Source organism: Streptococcus sp. XMC (assembly GCF_021341835.1).
GTDB lineage: Bacteria > Bacillota > Bacilli > Lactobacillales > Streptococcaceae > Streptococcus.
The window spans coordinates 1,009,090-1,025,694 of sequence record NZ_JAJTNQ010000001.1 but is presented as its reverse complement, the minus strand read 5'-3'; the positions used below and the strand labels follow the sequence as shown (position 1 = coordinate 1,025,694).

The 16,605-nt window shown below is 41.3% G+C and carries 13 protein-coding genes; 10 read left to right on the top strand and 3 right to left on the bottom strand.

Going from position 1 to position 16,605, the window contains the following annotated elements; translation table 11 throughout:
* Positions 1 to 71: 71 nt before the first annotated feature.
* From LXO72_RS04815 to alaS, 7 genes are all read left to right on the top strand, one after another.
* Positions 72 to 278 (top strand): hypothetical protein, encoded by a 207-nt coding sequence (locus tag LXO72_RS04815; RefSeq protein ID WP_233331675.1) that lies wholly within the window; start codon positions 72 to 74, stop codon positions 276 to 278.
* The gene (locus LXO72_RS04810) at positions 262 to 681 is read left to right on the top strand and encodes a DUF2335 domain-containing protein (RefSeq protein WP_233331674.1); all 420 of its coding nucleotides are present in this window, start codon (positions 262 to 264) and stop codon (positions 679 to 681) included. The genes LXO72_RS04815 and LXO72_RS04810 overlap by 17 nt, the downstream gene beginning before the upstream one ends.
* Positions 682 to 1,040: 359 nt before the next feature.
* Positions 1,041 to 2,843 carry an oligoendopeptidase F gene (gene pepF, locus LXO72_RS04805; protein ID WP_023022717.1) on the top strand — a complete coding sequence of 601 codons (1,803 nt, stop codon included), beginning with the start codon at positions 1,041 to 1,043 and terminating at the stop codon, positions 2,841 to 2,843.
* Position 2,844: 1 nt separating this feature from the next.
* Positions 2,845 to 3,558, top strand: a complete 714-nt coding sequence (locus LXO72_RS04800) for an O-methyltransferase (RefSeq protein WP_233331673.1) — start codon at positions 2,845 to 2,847, stop codon at positions 3,556 to 3,558.
* Between the two features lie 77 nt (positions 3,559 to 3,635).
* Positions 3,636 to 4,577 (top strand): peptidylprolyl isomerase, encoded by a 942-nt coding sequence (locus LXO72_RS04795; protein WP_233331672.1) that lies wholly within the window; start codon positions 3,636 to 3,638, stop codon positions 4,575 to 4,577.
* A 291-nt stretch (positions 4,578 to 4,868) separates the two neighbouring features.
* Positions 4,869 to 5,351 carry an LURP-one-related/scramblase family protein gene (locus LXO72_RS04790; RefSeq protein ID WP_229050191.1) on the top strand — a complete coding sequence of 161 codons (483 nt, stop codon included), beginning with the start codon at positions 4,869 to 4,871 and terminating at the stop codon, positions 5,349 to 5,351.
* A 36-nt stretch (positions 5,352 to 5,387) separates the two neighbouring features.
* Positions 5,388 to 8,006, top strand: a complete 2,619-nt coding sequence (alaS, locus tag LXO72_RS04785; RefSeq protein WP_195348174.1) for an alanine--tRNA ligase — start codon at positions 5,388 to 5,390, stop codon at positions 8,004 to 8,006.
* A 265-nt stretch (positions 8,007 to 8,271) separates the two neighbouring features.
* On the opposite strand, the gene nrdF is transcribed toward alaS, so the two are convergent.
* From nrdF to nrdH, 3 genes are all read right to left on the bottom strand, one after another.
* Positions 8,272 to 9,231, bottom strand: a complete 960-nt coding sequence (gene nrdF, locus LXO72_RS04780) for a class 1b ribonucleoside-diphosphate reductase subunit beta (RefSeq protein WP_023026617.1) — start codon at positions 9,229 to 9,231, stop codon at positions 8,272 to 8,274.
* Positions 9,232 to 9,353: 122 nt separating this feature from the next.
* Positions 9,354 to 11,513: a class 1b ribonucleoside-diphosphate reductase subunit alpha gene (nrdE, locus tag LXO72_RS04775; RefSeq protein ID WP_023026618.1), complete on the bottom strand. Its 2,160-nt coding sequence runs from the start codon at positions 11,511 to 11,513 to the stop codon at positions 9,354 to 9,356.
* A gap of 131 nt (positions 11,514 to 11,644) precedes the next feature.
* Complete coding sequence (gene nrdH / locus LXO72_RS04770) at positions 11,645 to 11,863, bottom strand: glutaredoxin-like protein NrdH (RefSeq protein WP_006596951.1); 219 nt, start codon at positions 11,861 to 11,863, stop codon at positions 11,645 to 11,647.
* Positions 11,864 to 12,293: 430 nt separating this feature from the next.
* On the opposite strand from nrdH, the gene LXO72_RS04765 reads away from it, so the two are divergent.
* The 3 genes from LXO72_RS04765 to glgB all read left to right on the top strand — a co-directional run bounded on the left by LXO72_RS04765 (position 12,294) and on the right by glgB (position 16,579).
* A complete protein-coding gene (locus tag LXO72_RS04765) occupies positions 12,294 to 12,557 on the top strand; it encodes a phosphocarrier protein HPr (protein WP_006596636.1) in 264 nt (87 codons plus the stop codon).
* Positions 12,558 to 12,559: 2 nt separating this feature from the next.
* Positions 12,560 to 14,290 carry a phosphoenolpyruvate--protein phosphotransferase gene (ptsP, locus tag LXO72_RS04760; RefSeq protein ID WP_233331671.1) on the top strand — a complete coding sequence of 577 codons (1,731 nt, stop codon included), beginning with the start codon at positions 12,560 to 12,562 and terminating at the stop codon, positions 14,288 to 14,290.
* Positions 14,291 to 14,677: 387 nt separating this feature from the next.
* Positions 14,678 to 16,579 carry a 1,4-alpha-glucan branching protein GlgB gene (gene glgB, locus LXO72_RS04755; RefSeq protein ID WP_120702147.1) on the top strand — a complete coding sequence of 634 codons (1,902 nt, stop codon included), beginning with the start codon at positions 14,678 to 14,680 and terminating at the stop codon, positions 16,577 to 16,579.
* Positions 16,580 to 16,605: the final 26 nt, after the last annotated feature.

Below are 16,605 nucleotides of genomic sequence, written 5' to 3'. Positions count from 1 at the left end.
AAGCTATTGTATGATGTATAATATAATCATAATGCCTAAACGCAAAAGTTTAAATTTTGGAGGGAACTGCTTTGATTAAATTTGCAAAACAACCCCAATATGCAAAGTCATTTTTACTTGGCATTTCAGCAATTATTTTACCTACATTTATTTGTGGTCAACAAATTCAAAGAATTAATAAAGAAATATTAAGTGATGGTAGAAAAGTTAGAAATGATTATTTGAAATCTGTTGAAGGTATTCAAAACGAGGTAAGAAAATTTGAATATCAAAGATAAAAACGAATTAGAGATCGAAGAAATAGTTGAGGAAGTTGAAAAACTACCTCATGAAAAACGTCAAGTTGTACTGCAAAAACTAGAAATATATCAAGGAGATTTACCTCATCCAGATATTTTGAAAGGGTATAACTCACTATACCCAGATGCAGCCCAAAAAATAATTGATAATGGAATAGCGGAAAGTGATCACAGAAGAAGGATGGAAGAAAAATATCTTTCAGGGAATATTTCTGCTCATAGATTAGGTCAATTTTTTGGCCTAATCGTTGCGATGACCATCATTATTGGTGGAATTTATCTTATTGCAAGTGGAAAACAAGTAGCTGGCAGTATTCTAACTGGCACTACTGCTTTAGGAGTGATCGGCTTGTTTACAGGGAAAAAAGATAGTGATAATTGATATTCCAATTGTTCCTGTTTTTTTCCGTAAGATGATAAGTACGGAGATTTCAATATATGAATTGGACTTTTTTAAGAATCATTCAGAAAAGTCACTCGCTTGAGTGGCTTTTTCTGTTGTAACGGCAATTTTAAAGATTGTCTATTGTAACGGACAAAATAAAAAAGCCCTTGGGCTCGTTCTCTCAATTATGCGGGCAATGAATACGAAATTGAATACGTCTTTTTTTAGCTATCAAAAAATGACGAAAACGATATTTTGATAGAATACGCTATTTTTAAACGATTGAGAACGTGCAACGTACCGATGGAAACGGTCGTCGAATTATGATAAAATAGAAGCATTGGAGGATTTTTGTAATGGTAAAACAACGAAATGAAATTGATGAAAAATACCAATGGGATTTGTCGACCATTTTTGCGACAGACCAAGCTTGGGAAGAAGAAGCAACTGCTTTAGCTGCAGCGATTAAAGATGCTGCCCATTTTGCAGGCTCTTTATTGTCTTCTCCAGCCAACCTATTAGAAACAACAGAAGTTTATTTGGACTTGAGCCGTCGTTTGGAGAAGGTCTATGTCTACGCCCATATGAAGAATGACCAGGATACACGCGTAGCCAAATACCAAGAATTCCAATCAAAAGCCATGTCTCTTTACAGCCTTTTAGGGGAGACCTTTGCCTTCTACGAACCAGAATTTATGGAGATCACCGAAGAGCAATATGCCAACTTCTTGAAAGAAGTCCCTGCCTTAGAAGCTTATGCTCATTACTTTGACAAATTGCTCAAAACCAAAGAGCACGTTCTTTCTCAAAAAGAAGAAGAGTTGTTAGCTGGAGCGGGTGAAATCTTTGCTGCGGCAGGTGAAACCTTTGAGATTCTGGACAATGCCGATATCGTCTTCCCAATGGTGAAAGACGACCAAGGGCAAGAAGTTCAGTTGACTCATGGAAACTATATCTCTTTGGTAGAGTCGAAGGATCGCCAAGTCCGTAAGGAAGCTTACCAAGCCTTGTATGGTGTCTACGAACAGTACCAACATACTTATGCCAAGACCCTTCAGACCAACGTCAAGGTCCACAATTACAATGCTAAGGTTCGCAAATTCTCTAGCGCGCGTGAAGCAGCTCTTTCTGCTAACTTCATCCCAGAGAGTGTCTATGATAGCCTGGTAGAGGCAGTGAACAAGCATTTGCCACTCTTGCAACGCTACGTGAAGTTGCGCTCAAAAATCTTGGGAATTGAAGATTTGAAGATGTATGATGTCTACACGCCATTATCTTCTACTGATTACAAGTTCACCTACGAAGAAGCCCTTGCGAAGTCTGAGCAGGCTTTGGCGGTGCTTGGTGATGATTACCTATCCCGCGTGAAGCGTGCCTTCACAGAACGTTGGATCGACGTGCATGTCAACCAAGGGAAACGCTCAGGTGCCTATTCAGGTGGATCGTATGATACCAATGCCTTTATGTTATTGAACTGGCAGGATACATTGGACAATCTCTTCACCTTGGTGCATGAGACAGGCCACAGTATGCACTCTAGCTATACTCGTGAGACTCAGCCTTATGTCTATGGGGATTATTCTATCTTCCTTGCTGAGATTGCTTCCACAACCAATGAAAATATCTTGACTGAGCAATTGTTGGCAGAAGTAGAAGATGATGAAACCCGTTTTGCCATTCTCAACCACTTCTTGGATGGTTTCCGTGGTACCGTCTTCCGTCAAACCCAATTTGCTGAGTTTGAGCATGCCATTCATAAAGCAGATCAAGAAGGACAAGTCTTGACCAGCGAATTCTTGAATGAACTGTATGCGGACTTGAATGAAAAATACTATGGTCTTTCTAAAGAAGACAATCCAGAAATCCAATATGAATGGGCTCGTATTCCTCATTTCTACTATAACTACTATGTTTTCCAATATTCAACTGGTTTTGCGGCAGCCTCTGCCTTGGCTGAGAAAATCGTTCATGGAACACAGGAAGATAAGGACAAATACCTAGAGTATTTGAAGGCCGGAAATTCGGATTATCCACTCAACGTGATCCGCAAGGCGGGTGTTGATATGGAAAAAGAAGACTACCTCAATGCAGCCTTTGAAGTCTTTGAACGTCGTCTCAATGAATTTGAGGCCCTGGTTGAAAAATTAGGATTGGCCTAAGATGGTAGAGTCTTACAGTAAAAATGCCAACCACAATATGCGCCGCCCAGTTGTCAAGGAGGAAATTGTCTCCTTCATGCGGGAGCGCCAAGCGCCGGTAACGGATGCTTTAAAGGAGCTCGAAGAATTTGCTCGGCGGGAAAATATTCCCATCATCCCTCATGAAACGGTCGCTTTCTTTCGTCTCTTTTTGCAGACTATGCAACCCAAGTCGATCTTAGAAATTGGGACAGCGATTGGCTTCTCGGCTCTCTTGATGGCAGAGCAAGTGCCTGATGCAAGGATTACAACCATTGATCGCAATGAGGAAATGATTGGTTTTGCCAAGGAAAACTTTGCTCGTTTGGACCAACGTAACCAAATCACCCTCTTAGAGGGTGACGCAGAGGACCTGCTGGAGCATATCGAGCAACGATTTGACTTGATTTTTATGGATTCGGCTAAGTCCAAGTACATCGTCTTTCTTCCAGAAGTTCTCAAACGGTTGGAAGTCGGGGGAGTAGTGATTTTAGACGATATCTTCCAAGGGGGAGATGTAGCGCGTGATATTATGGAAGTCCGTCGTGGACAACGCACCATCTATCGAGGTTTGCAACGTCTTTTTGACGCCACTTTGGACCATCCTGGCTTGACGGCCAGTCTGATTCCCCTTGGTGATGGCATTCTCATGATCCGTAAAAACGAGGAAGAGATTTCTTTGCCGACAGAAGAGTAGCTTTTAGTCTTATTTAAGTTATCCTTTTGAATTTGTGGTAAAATAGTAGCAGTGAATTTTAGAATGGAGAAATAAACATGAAGAAAAAATTTGTAGCTGGAGCGGTGACCCTTTTATCCGTTGTAACGCTAGCAGCTTGTGCAAAAGGTGGCAGTGACAAGGATATCGTCACTATGAAGGGTGACACGATCACTGTTGGTGATTTCTATGATGAAATCAAACACAACCAAGGTGCACAACAATACTTGTTCCAAATGACCATTAATAAAGTCTTTGAAAAAGAATACGGCTCAAAAGTCTCAGACAAAGATGTTGAGAAAAAAGTTGATGAGCAGAAAAAACAATTGGGTGAAGCCTTCAATAGCTACCTCACTCAACAAGGGTTAACAGAAGAAACTAACAAACAACAAATCCGTAGTAACCTTTTGTTAGAGTATGCGGTTGACCAAGCTATTTCAAAAGAGTTGACAGACGAAGCTTATAAAAAAGCCTTTGAAACCTATACACCAGAAATCACTGCAAATGTGATCAAAGTGGATTCAGAAGAAAAAGCGAATGAAGTTCTTGCAAGTGTAAAAGCTGAAGGCGCTGACTTTGCACAAATTGCCAAAGAAAATTCTACAGATGCTAGCACCAAAGAAAAGGGTGGAGAAATCAAATTTGACTCTGGAACAACAACTGTTCCAACTCGTGTCAAGGAAGCAGCATCTAAGCTTGATGTAAATGGTATTTCAGATGTCGTTATTGATCCTGCTAGTCAAAAAAGCGCTGGTGCCTACTATATCGTTAAAGTAACTAAGAAGGAAGAAAAAGGATCTGACTGGAAGAAATACGAAAAACGCTTGAAAGAAATTCTGACGGCAGAACGTAAAAATGATGCCAACTTTATCCGTAGCATCATTGCCAAAGCAATGACAAATGCCAATATCAAGGTGAAAGATGATGCCTTCAAGGCAACCTTCAACCAATACATGCAAAATATTGGTGCAACAACAGGAGATAGCTCATCTTCTAAATAAGGATATTAGTTGACGGCCATTGTATTTATCTGTATAATGAGATAGTTGAGAATAAATTATTTAGAATCGGATGCAGAGAAGTGGCGGGGGTGCGAGCCATGGAAGAGGAATGATTTTGCTACTCAATAGAACAATTACATAATCGAATGAAGAATGACAAGTTCATTGAATGAAGGTGGTACCGCGGTTTTTCGCCCTTCGTTAGTGAGCTTGTCTTTTTTTCAGCATCTTCTACCGGAGATCCTTTCTAATAAGAGAAAGGCCTTCCTATGGATTTGCAGGAGGAAACTGATGAAATCGTATCTGGTCAAACAAAAGTTTCGACTTGGAGGGGAACGCTTTGACATCAAAAATGATCTGGGAATGGTAGAATACCATGTAGAAGGTTCATTTTTTAAGATTCCTAAGACCTTTACTGTATTTGATGTGGAAGGCCAGAAGATTAGCCATATCACGAAGAAAACCTTTAGCCTCTTACCCCAATTCACTGTAGAGTTGGCGGATGGCTCCAGTTTTTTCATCCGTAAAAAACTGACCTTATTCCGTGATAAGTACGATATTTCTAATTTAGGACTACGCATCGAAGGCAATATCTGGGATTTGAATTTCAAGTTATTGGATGATCGGGACCAGCTGGTTGCAGAGATTAGCAAACAAGTCTTTACCTTGACGTCGACTTATCAGGTAGCTGTCTATGAAGAAAAATATGCCAATCTCGTGATTTCCTTATGTCTTGCAATTGACTATGTAGAAATGACTGAAAATGGCTCTTAAGCCAACCAATAGAAAACATGAAATAGAGGAGAAAACATGAAACAATTATCTAGTGCACAAGTCCGCCAAATGTGGCTTGATTTCTGGGCTACCAAAGGTCACTCAGTAGAACCATCTGTTAGCTTGGTTCCTGTCAACGATCCAACCCTTTTATGGATCAACTCAGGGGTAGCAACCCTTAAGAAATACTTTGATGGGACTATCATCCCTGAAAACCCACGGATTACCAATGCGCAAAAGGCCATCCGTACCAACGATATTGAAAACGTAGGAAAAACAGCTCGTCACCATACCATGTTTGAAATGTTGGGTAACTTCTCAATCGGTGATTACTTCCGTGATGAAGCCATCACTTGGGCTTATGAACTTTTGACAAGTCCTGAATGGTTTGACTTCCCCAAAGACAAACTCTACATGACCTACTACCCAGCTGATACGGATTCTTACAATCGCTGGATTGAAGTGGGTGTAGATCCAAGTCACTTGATCCCAATTGAAGACAACTTCTGGGAAATCGGTGCTGGACCTTCTGGACCAGATACAGAAATCTTCTTCGACCGTGGGGAAGCCTTTGACCCAGAAAACATCGGTATTCGCCTCCTTGCAGAAGATATCGAAAACGACCGTTACATCGAAATCTGGAATATCGTTTTGTCACAATTTAACGCAGATCCAGCTGTACCTCGTAGTGAATACAAGGAATTGCCACACAAGAACATTGATACGGGCGCTGGTTTGGAGCGTTTGGTAGCCGTGATCCAAGGGGCGAAAACTAACTTTGAAACGGACCTCTTCATGCCAATCATCCGTGAAGTGGAAAAATTGTCTGGTAAAGTTTACGACCAAGATGGTGACAACATGAGCTTCAAGGTCATCGCAGACCATATCCGTTCTCTTTCATTTGCTATCGGTGATGGGGCTCTCCCTGGAAATGAAGGCCGTGGTTATGTCCTTCGTCGTCTTCTTCGTCGTGCATCTATGCATGGTCAAAAATTGGGCATCAATGAGCCTTTCCTTTACAAACTGGTTCCAACCGTTGGTAAAATCATGGAAAGCTACTATCCAGAAGTGCTTGAAAAACGTGACTTTATCGAGAAAATTGTGAAGAGCGAGGAAGAGTCATTTGCTCGTACCCTTCACTCAGGTCAACACTTTGCAGAAACAATCGTAGCAGACTTGAAAGAAAAAGGTCAAACGGTTATCGCTGGTCAAGATGTCTTCAAACTCTACGATACTTATGGATTCCCAGTGGAGTTGACAGAAGAAATCGCTGAAGAAGCTGGTATGACAGTTGACCGTGAAGGTTTTGAAGCAGCTATGAAGGAACAACAAGAACGTGCGCGTGCGTCAGCTGTCAAAGGCGGATCCATGGGGATGCAAAACGAAACCCTTCAAAATATCACTGTTGAGAGCGTCTTTAACTACAATGCTAGCCAATTGCCTTCAAAATTAGTGGCTATCGTAGCAGATAACGCAGAAGTAGAAGCTGTTTCAGAAGGAACTGCATCACTGATCTTTGCAGAAACTCCATTCTACGCTGAAATGGGTGGACAGGTTGCTGACCATGGTCAAATCTTGGATGCTACAGGAAATGTCGTAGCGACTGTAACAGACGTTCAAAAAGCACCAAACGGACAAGCTCTTCATACCGTTGAAGTTCATGCTCCACTTGCTTTGAACCAAGAATATACCTTGGCAATCGATACGAACCGTCGTCATCGTGTCATGAAAAACCACACAGCGACTCACTTACTCCATGCAGCTCTTCACAATATCCTTGGCCACCATGCTACTCAAGCAGGATCTCTTAACGAAGTAGAATTCCTTCGTTTTGACTTCACTCATTTCCAAGCGGTAACTCCTGAAGAATTGCGTGCCATTGAACAACAAGTCAATGAAAAGATTTGGGAAGCGATCGCTGTAGAAACAGTTGAGACAGATATTGATACAGCTAAAGAAATGGGAGCTATGGCCCTCTTTGGTGAGAAATACGGTAAGGAAGTCCGTGTTGTCACCATTGGTGACTACTCAGTCGAGCTTTGTGGTGGTACCCACGTTGGCAATACTTCTGAGATCGGTCTTTTCAAGATTGTTAAAGAAGAAGGGATTGGATCAGGAACTCGTCGTATCTTGGCAGTAACTGGTAAAGAAGCCTTCGAAGCCTACCGTAAACAAGAAGATGCACTGAAAGCAGTCGCAGCAACCTTGAAAGCACCTCAACTCAAAGAAGTCCCTCACAAGGTAGAAGGCCTTCAAGAACAACTCCGTCAATTGCAAAAAGAAAATGCAGAATTGAAGGAAAAAGCTGCAGCAGCAGCGGCAGGTGATGTCTTCAAGAATGTCCAAGAAGCAAACGGTCACCGTTACATTGCTAGCCAAGTTTCTGTTTCAGATGCAGGTGCCCTTCGTACCTTTGCGGATAACTGGAAACAAAAAGACTACTCTGATGTGCTTGTTCTTGTCGCAGCAATTGGTGACAAGGTAAATGTCCTTGTAGCCAGCAAGACAAAAGACATCCACGCAGGTAACTTGGTCAAAGAATTGGCTCCAATCGTTGATGGACGTGGTGGTGGGAAACCAGACATGGCCATGGCAGGAGGAAGCAACCAAGCGAAAATCCAAGAATTGTTGGATGCCGTAGCAGGTAAATTGTAAGCAATAGGAGAGAGTGGGACAGAAATCGGTAATTCGTTAGAATTCGATTTCGTCGTCCCACCTCCGCACAGTTGAGTAGGGCTGTAAAAGCTGATGAAATCAGCGTAGTAGAGCCCACTCAACCACTGCGTCTTGCTCGACAATCCAAAAACAATTGAGAGGCTAGGACTTTTGTCCCAGCCTCTCTTTTTTCAAAAAAAGAAACGTACCCAATTAGAAAAAGATTGCAACAAAAAAACCTTTCCAGATGGAAAGGTTTTTCTTCTTATAATCCATAGTTGTAATCGTCATCCTGCATGGCTTCTACTTCACCGAGGAGGTAGCCATTTCCGACTTGTGAGAAGAAGTCGTGGTTGGATGTTCCGGTTGAGATACCATTCATAACGATTGGGTTGACATCGTCCGCTGAGTCAGGGAAGAGCGGATCTTGTCCCAAGTTCATAAGGGCCTTGTTAGCATTGTAGCGAAGGAAAGTCTTGACTTCCTCTGTCCAGCCCACACCGTCATAGAGGCTCTCTGTATAGCCTTCTTCATTCTCATAGAGGGTGTAGAGTAGGTCATACATCCATTCTTTGAGTTTTTCTTGTTCTTCTTCTGGTAATTCGTTAAATCCGAGTTGGAACTTGTAGCCGATATAGGTTCCGTGAACAGATTCGTCCCGAATGATCAACTTGATGATTTCAGCCACGTTGGCTAACTTGTTGTTTCCAAGATAGTAGAGCGGTGTGAAGAAACCAGAGTAGAAGAGGAAAGTTTCAAGAAAGACGCTGGCTACTTTCTTTTCAAGGGGAGTTCCATTGAGGTAGATTTCATTGATGATTTCTGCCTTCTTCTGAAGGAAAGGATTGGTATTGGTCCATTCGAAAATCTCTTCGATTTCTGACTTGGTATTCAAGGTAGAAAAGATTGAAGAGTAAGACTTAGCATGGACAGATTCCATGAATTGGATGTTGTTAAAGACAGCTTCTTCGTGGGGAGTACGGATATCTGCACGAAGAGCTTGCACACCAGTTTCGGACTGCATGGTATCCAAGAGTGTCAATCCACCAAAGACTTTACCAACCAAGTCTTTTTCTTTGAGAGATAACTTTCTCCAGTCGTCCAAGTCGTTTGACAAAGGAATACGTGTATCCAACCAGAATTGTTCGGTTAGCTTTTCCCAAGTAGATTTATCGATGACATCTTCGATGGCATTCCAGTTAATGGCTTTGTAGTAAGTTTCCATTTGAAATCTCTTTCTTTTTCTAATTCATTCGATCATACAATCATTGTTATTCTAACACAATTGTTAGAATACTGCACAAAAAGTCGGCGGACCGACTTTTGGTAGCAATGGATCAGAGTGTCTTAGATGACACAGCTTTCACATTGGTTCGCGCCAACTTCTCCACCATCATCTGTAAAGGTACGGACGTAGTAGATAGACTTGATTCCCTTATTAAAGGCATAGTTACGAAGGATAGACAAGTCACGAGTGGTTTGTTTATTTTCAGTTTTCCATTCGTAAAGACCTTTTGGAATGTCACTGCGCATAAAGAGAGTCAGTGAGAGCCCTTGGTCTACGTGCTCAGTTGCGGCAGCATAGACATCGATGACTTTCCGCATATCCATATCGTAAGCAGAAGTGTAGTAAGGAATGGTATCTGTTGATAATCCTGCTGCAGGGTAGTAGATCTTCCCGATTTTCTTCTCTTGACGTTCTTCAATCCGTTGTGTAATTGGGTGGATAGAAGCAGACACGTCATTGATGTAGCTGATAGAACCATTTGGTGCTACAGCTAAACGGTTTTGGTGGTAAAGACCATCTGCTTTCACTTTATCACGAAGTTCAGCCCAATCTTCTGCACTAGGGATGAAGATGTCTTTAAAGAGTTCTTTGACACGCTCTGATTTTGGAACAAACTCTCCAGTCGTGTACTTATCAAAGTAGCTACCGTTGGCATAGTCTGATTTTTCAAAGTTGTGGAAGGTAACGCCCCGTTCACGCGCGATGTTATTTGATTCCACGAGGGTCCAGTAGTTCATAAGCATGAAGTAGATGCTAGTGAACTCAACAGACTCAGGTGATCCGTACTCGATCAATTGTTGGGCAAGATAGCTATGAAGTCCCATAGCACCAAGACCAAAGGTATGCGCTCGGCTATTTCCATGGTCGATCGTAGGAACAGCTACGATGTGAGAACTATCAGTAACGAAGGTCAAGGCACGTACCATAGCACGAATAGAACGACCAAAGTCAGGCGAGGTCATCATGTTGACCACGTTGGTTGAACCAAGATTACATGAGACGTCGGTTCCCATTTTAATGAACTCTTGAGCATCGTTGATCAAGCTTGGTTCTTGAACCTGGAGGATCTCTGAACACAAGTTACTCATGATGATTTTGCCATCAACTGGGTTGGCGCGGTTAGCAGTATCAATATTGACTACATATGGGTAACCAGATTCTTGTTGCAATTTAGAAATTTCTGTTTCCAAATCACGGGCTTTAATTTTTGTCTTACGGATGTTTGGATTAGCGACCAACTCATCATATTTTTCAGTGATGTCGATGTAGTTGAATGGCACTCCGTATTCACGCTCTACAGAATATGGACTGAAGAGGTACATTTCTTCATTTTTACGTGCCAATTCGTAGAATTTATCAGGTACCACAACACCAAGTGATAGAGTTTTCACACGAACTTTTTCATCGGCATTTTCTTTCTTAGTAGAAAGGAAGGCGATAATGTCTGGGTGGAAGACGTTGAGGTAAACAACCCCAGCCCCTTGACGTTGACCCAATTGGTTTGAGTAAGAGAAGCTATCTTCAAAGAGTTTCATAACAGGAACGACCCCAGAAGCAGCTCCTTCATAACCCTTGATCGGTGCTCCAGCTTCACGAAGGTTGCTGAGAGAGATTCCAACCCCACCACCGATACGTGACAGTTGAAGGGCAGAGTTGATAGAGCGTCCAATCGCATTCATATCATCTGTTACTTGGATCAAGAAACAGGAAACCAATTCTCCACGGCGGGCACGTCCAGCATTTAAGAAAGAAGGAGTAGCTGGTTGGTAGCGTTGGTGGATGATTTCGTTTGCGATGTCTTTGGCAATGTCTTCATTTCCATCTGCAAAATAGAGAGCATTGAAGAAGACGCGGTCTTCCATGCTTTCGAGATAGTATTCTCCATCATTTGTTTTAAGCGCATACTGGTTATAGAATTTATAGGCAGCCATGAAGGACTTGAATTGGAAGTTTTGGTCTTTGATAAATTGATAAAGTTCTTCCAAGAATTCTGGACGATATTTCTTGATAAAAGCTGTTTCGATATAGTTGTGTTCAATAAGGTAGTTGATTTTATCCGTTATTGAATCAAAGGCCATAGTATTTGGCGCAACATTTTCTTTAAAGAAAGCATCCAAGGCTTCTTTGTCTTTATGAAGCATGATTTGACCGTTTACTGGACGGTTGATTTCATTATTAAGACGGAAGTAGGTTACGTCTTCAAGTGATTTTAATCCCATAATGTTCCTTTTTCTAATTCAAAAACAAAGGGGAGGCAAGCTCCCCTGTACAAGTAAAAGGGCCAGGGAACACAGTAGTCAAGGACTACAGTCATCCATTCCCTAGACCAATCAAATCCTGTTTGATAATGTTAAGATAATTTCTTGAGCTTAGCTGGTTGGAAGCCAGAGAAGACTTCATCTGCCGTTTGGATAACTGGCGCAGCATTGAAACCAAGGTTCTTCACATGGTCTACAAACTCAGGTTGCTCATCTAGATTAATTTCACGGTATTCAACGTGATTGGTATCTAAAAAACGTTTGGTCATTTTACATTGAACGCAATTATTTTTTGAATAAATTGTCACCATAATGTGATCTAACTCCTCTAAATTCATAAATCTGTATCTAGTATAAACAAAAGGTTTTTCCTTGTCAAGAGTTTTAACTAAATATTGTGCACATAAATTAACTATACCGGAAGATACCACAATATGTAGTATTGTAAGAATTAGTGAAAATTGAGGAAAACGTGATAAAATATAGGTTTTTTAAGTCAAAGGAATTCCTATCTTTTTCCTAAAATTCTATATACTGTGTCCGTGAAAGCAATTCTATTTATTTAATAGAAGAAAGTAAAAAAAGAAGATCAAAAGAAGAGAAAAATTGAGTGCTTCCTGTAAGTATTTTCAGTAAGTGTGTGATAAAAATCTTGAAAAATAATGAAGAAGATGATATAATAGCAAATTGTAAGGGTTATCACAGATAACTCAAAACTAATTTTAAAAGGAGAGTCAAACTATGGCTTCTAAAGATTTCCACATCGTGGCAGAAACAGGTATCCACGCACGTCCAGCAACTTTGTTGGTTCAAACTGCTAGCAAATTTGCTTCAGATATTACTCTTGAATACAAAGGTAAATCAGTTAACTTGAAATCAATCATGGGTGTTATGAGCCTTGGTGTTGGTCAAGGAGCTGACGTTGTAATCTCAGCTGAAGGAGCTGACGCTGATGATGCTCTTGCAGCAATCGCTGAAACAATGGAAAAAGAAGGATTGGCATAAACATGACAGAAATGCTTAAAGGAATTGCAGCATCTGATGGTGTTGCCGTTGCTAAGGCATATCTACTTGTTCAACCCGACTTGTCATTTGAAACAATCTCAGTTGAAGATACAAATGCAGAAGAAGCTCGTTTGGATGCAGCTCTTGAAGCTTCACAAAACGAGCTTTCTCTTATTCGGGAGAATGCAGTAGCGAGCCTTGGTGAGGAAGCAGCACAAGTATTTGATGCTCACATGATGGTTCTTTCTGACCCTGAAATGGTTGGTCAGATCAAGGAAACAATTCGCACGAAGAAGGTGAATGCTGAGGCTGGTTTAAAAGAAGTTACAGACATGTTTATCACCATCTTTGAAGGAATGGAAGATAACCCATACATGCAAGAACGTGCAGCAGATATTCGCGACGTGACCAAACGTGTTCTTGCAAACTTGCTTGGTAAGAAATTGCCAAACCCTGCAACCATCAATGAAGAAGCAATCGTGGTTGCGCATGACTTGACTCCATCCGATACCGCTCAATTGAACAAACAGTTCGTTAAAGCCTTTGTTACAAACATTGGTGGACGTACAAGTCACTCAGCTATCATGGCGCGTACACTTGAAATCGCAGCTGTTCTTGGTACAAACAACATTACAGATCTTGTAAAAGATGGTGATGTTTTGGCCGTATCTGGAATCACTGGTGAAGTGGTAATCAACCCAAGTGAAGAACGAATTGCAGCCTTTAAAGCAGCTGGTGAAGCTTACGCGAAACAAAAAGCTGAATGGGCCCTTTTGAAAGATGCGAAAACCGTTACTGCAGATGGGAAACACTTCGAGTTGGCTGCTAACATCGGTACACCTAAAGACGTTGAAGGTGTGAATGAAAACGGTGCAGAAGCAGTTGGACTCTATCGTACTGAATTCTTGTACATGGACTCTCAAGACTTCCCAACTGAAGATGATCAATACGAAGCATACAAGGCGGTTCTTGAAGGTATGAACGGTAAGCCTGTTGTCGTTCGTACGATGGATATCGGTGGGGATAAAGAACTTCCTTACTTCGATCTTCCGAAAGAAATGAACCCATTCTTGGGTTACCGCGCTTTGCGTATTTCCATCTCTGAAACTGGTAACCAAATGTTCCGTACTCAATTACGTGCCTTGCTTCGTGCATCTGTTCACGGTAAATTGCGGATCATGTTCCCAATGGTTGCTTTGTTGACGGAGTTCCGTACCGCTAAAGGTATTCTTGAAGAAGAAAAAGCGAAATTGGTTGCTGAAGGTGTTGCCGTTGCTGACGACATCGAAGTAGGTATCATGATTGAAATCCCAGCAGCAATGTTGGCTGACCAATTTGCCAAAGAAGTTGACTTCTTCTCAATTGGTACAAACGACTTGATCCAATACACAATGGCTGCTGACCGTATGAACGAACAAGTATCATACCTTTACCAACCATATAACCCATCAATCCTTCGTTTGATTAACAACGTTATCAAGGCAGCTCACGCTGAAGGTAAATGGGCTGGTATGTGTGGTGAAATGGCCGGTGACCAAACGGCTGTTCCACTTCTTGTCGGAATGGGCTTGGATGAGTTCTCTATGTCAGCTACTTCAGTCCTTCGTACACGTAGCTTGATGAAGAAATTGGATACAACTAAGATGCAAGAATACGCTAATCGTGCTCTTACTGAATGTTCAACAATGGAAGAAGTTCTTGAACTTTCTAAAGAATACGTGAACGTAGATTAATTGATTTTAAGAATCTGATAACAAAGTTATCACCTTGGAAGAGGTGGTAGCTTTTTTATTTTACTACTTTATTTGTCTTATAAAGGAAGTAGCTGAATAAAAATAGAGTAGATATCCCTATATCAAAACAAAAAATCTAAATTTTCTAAAAATTTTCGGAAATAGGTTTAATTACAATGATTTTTATAGTATAATGTTAGAAAGATAGTTTGAAAGCTGAACAATTGTGAATTGATTTTAGGAAATTTCAGGGAAATAATGGAAGTTTCAAATTCTTTTCATAAATTTTCATCGTATTATTCAAGAAAAAATCTTGAATATTTCAACTATTTATAGTAGAATAATACTAATAGGAAGCGCTTACATAAAAGCGAGAGAGGTGAGTGAATGGATACGAAACAAGCATTGTATACATTTGGAACTGGGGAGAACTTTCATCTTCAACATTATCTAGGGGCTCATAAAGAGCAAGTAGATGGTGTGGAAGGGTATAGTTTCCGTGTATGGGCTCCAAATGCTCAGGCAGTACACCTAGTAGGTGATTTTACCCAATGGGAAGAAAATGAAATTCCTATGGTGCGAAACGAAGCTGGTGTTTGGGAAGTTTTTACAACTGCACCTCAAGTTGGCGATATCTATAAGTTCCATGTTACAAGACAAAATGGCCATCGCTTGATGAAGGTGGATCCTTTAGCAGTCCGCATGGAAAAACGTCCGGGTACTGGAGCAGTCATTACGGAGATTCCTGAGCGGAAATGGAAAGATGGACTCTGGATGGCGAGACGGAGAAAACTTGGCTTTAGATCTCGTCCAGTAAATATTTATGAAGTTCATGCCGGTTCTTGGAAACGCAACGAAGATGGAAGCCCTTATTCGTTTGCTCAGTTGAAGGAAGACTTGATTCCTTACTTGGTAAAAATGAACTATACCCATGTGGAGTTCATGCCGGTGATGGCTCACCCGCTTGGATTAAGTTGGGGCTACCAATTGATGGGTTACTTTGCCTTAGAGCATACCTACGGAACACCGGAAGAGTTTCAGGATTTTGTTGAGGCCTGTCACTTGAATAACATCGGGGTGATTGTGGACTGGGTTCCAGGACACTTTACCATCAATGATGATGCCTTGGCTTATTACGATGGAACACCAACCTTTGAATACCAAGACCATCATCGTGCCCACAACTATGGCTGGGGAGCTTTGAACTTCGACCTAGGGAAAAACCAGGTCCAATCCTTCCTCATCTCTAGTGTGAAGTTCTGGATTGAGTTTTATCATTTGGATGGAATTCGGGTCGATGCGGTCAGCAACATGCTCTACTTAGACTATGATAGTGGACCATGGACACCAAATATTGATGGTGGAAATCTCAACTATGAGGGGATCCATTTCCTTAAGCGGATGAATGCTGTGATTAAATCAGAACATCCGGATGTTATCATGGTAGCGGAGGAAAGTTCATCTGGCACCAAGATTACTGGTCCAGAAGAGTATGGTGGTTTAGGATTTGACTACAAGTGGAATATGGGTTGGATGAATGATATCCTTCGCTTCTACGAGGAAGATCCTATTTATCGGAAATTTGATTTTAACTTGGTGACCTTTAGCTTTATGTATGCTTTCTCTGAAAACTTCTTGTTGCCATTTTCTCACGATGAAGTGGTCCACGGGAAGAAGAGTCTTATGCATAAGATGTGGGGAGATCGCTACAACCAGTTCGCTGGCTTGCGAAACCTCTTGACCTATCAGATTTGTCACCCAGGTAAGAAATTGCTCTTCATGGGTTCAGAGTTCGGCCAATTCTTAGAATGGAAGTCTGAAGAACAGCTAGAATGGTCCAATCTGGAAGATGACATGAACCGCAAGATGCAAGAGTTTACTTCACAGCTCAATCAATTCTACAAAGATAACAAGATGCTCTGGGAAATTGATGATAGCTATGATGGTATTGAGATTATTGATGCAGATAACCGAGATCAAAGTGTCTTGACCTTTACTCGTAAGGATAAAAAAGGGAATCATCTGCTATGTATCTTTAATATGGCCCCAGTAGAGCGCAAGGACTTTACAGTCGGCGTCCCTGTTGCTGGAGTCTATGAAGAAATTTGGAATACAGAATTAGAGAAATGGGGAGGTGTCTGGAAAGAGCACAACCAGGAAGTGAAGACTCAAGAGGGATTATGGAAAGATTATCCACAAACCTTGACCTTCACCTTACCGGCTCTTGGAGCTAGTGTATGGAAAGTGAAACGTAAACTTCGTTCCAATGTGTCTAAAACAAAAAAATAGTTGTTGGTGATCAACTGATCGCAGTC

Excerpts from the sequence above, each read along its gene's own strand:
- LXO72_RS04795 (WP_233331672.1), top strand. The coding sequence starts at position 3,636 with ATGAAGAAAAAATTTGTAGCTGGAGCGGTGACCCTTTTATCCGTTGTA.
- nrdF (WP_023026617.1), bottom strand. The coding sequence starts at position 9,231 with ATGGAAACTTACTACAAAGCCATTAACTGGAATGCCATCGAAGATGTC.
- pepF (WP_023022717.1), top strand. The coding sequence starts at position 1,041 with ATGGTAAAACAACGAAATGAAATTGATGAAAAATACCAATGGGATTTG.
- LXO72_RS04800 (WP_233331673.1), top strand. The coding sequence starts at position 2,845 with ATGGTAGAGTCTTACAGTAAAAATGCCAACCACAATATGCGCCGCCCA.
- LXO72_RS04765 (WP_006596636.1), top strand. The coding sequence starts at position 12,294 with ATGGCTTCTAAAGATTTCCACATCGTGGCAGAAACAGGTATCCACGCA.
- nrdE (WP_023026618.1), bottom strand. The coding sequence starts at position 11,513 with ATGGGATTAAAATCACTTGAAGACGTAACCTACTTCCGTCTTAATAAT.
- LXO72_RS04790 (WP_229050191.1), top strand. The coding sequence starts at position 4,869 with ATGAAATCGTATCTGGTCAAACAAAAGTTTCGACTTGGAGGGGAACGC.
- alaS (WP_195348174.1), top strand. The coding sequence starts at position 5,388 with ATGAAACAATTATCTAGTGCACAAGTCCGCCAAATGTGGCTTGATTTC.
- glgB (WP_120702147.1), top strand. The coding sequence starts at position 14,678 with ATGGATACGAAACAAGCATTGTATACATTTGGAACTGGGGAGAACTTT.
- nrdH (WP_006596951.1), bottom strand. The coding sequence starts at position 11,863 with ATGGTGACAATTTATTCAAAAAATAATTGCGTTCAATGTAAAATGACC.
- ptsP (WP_233331671.1), top strand. The coding sequence starts at position 12,560 with ATGACAGAAATGCTTAAAGGAATTGCAGCATCTGATGGTGTTGCCGTT.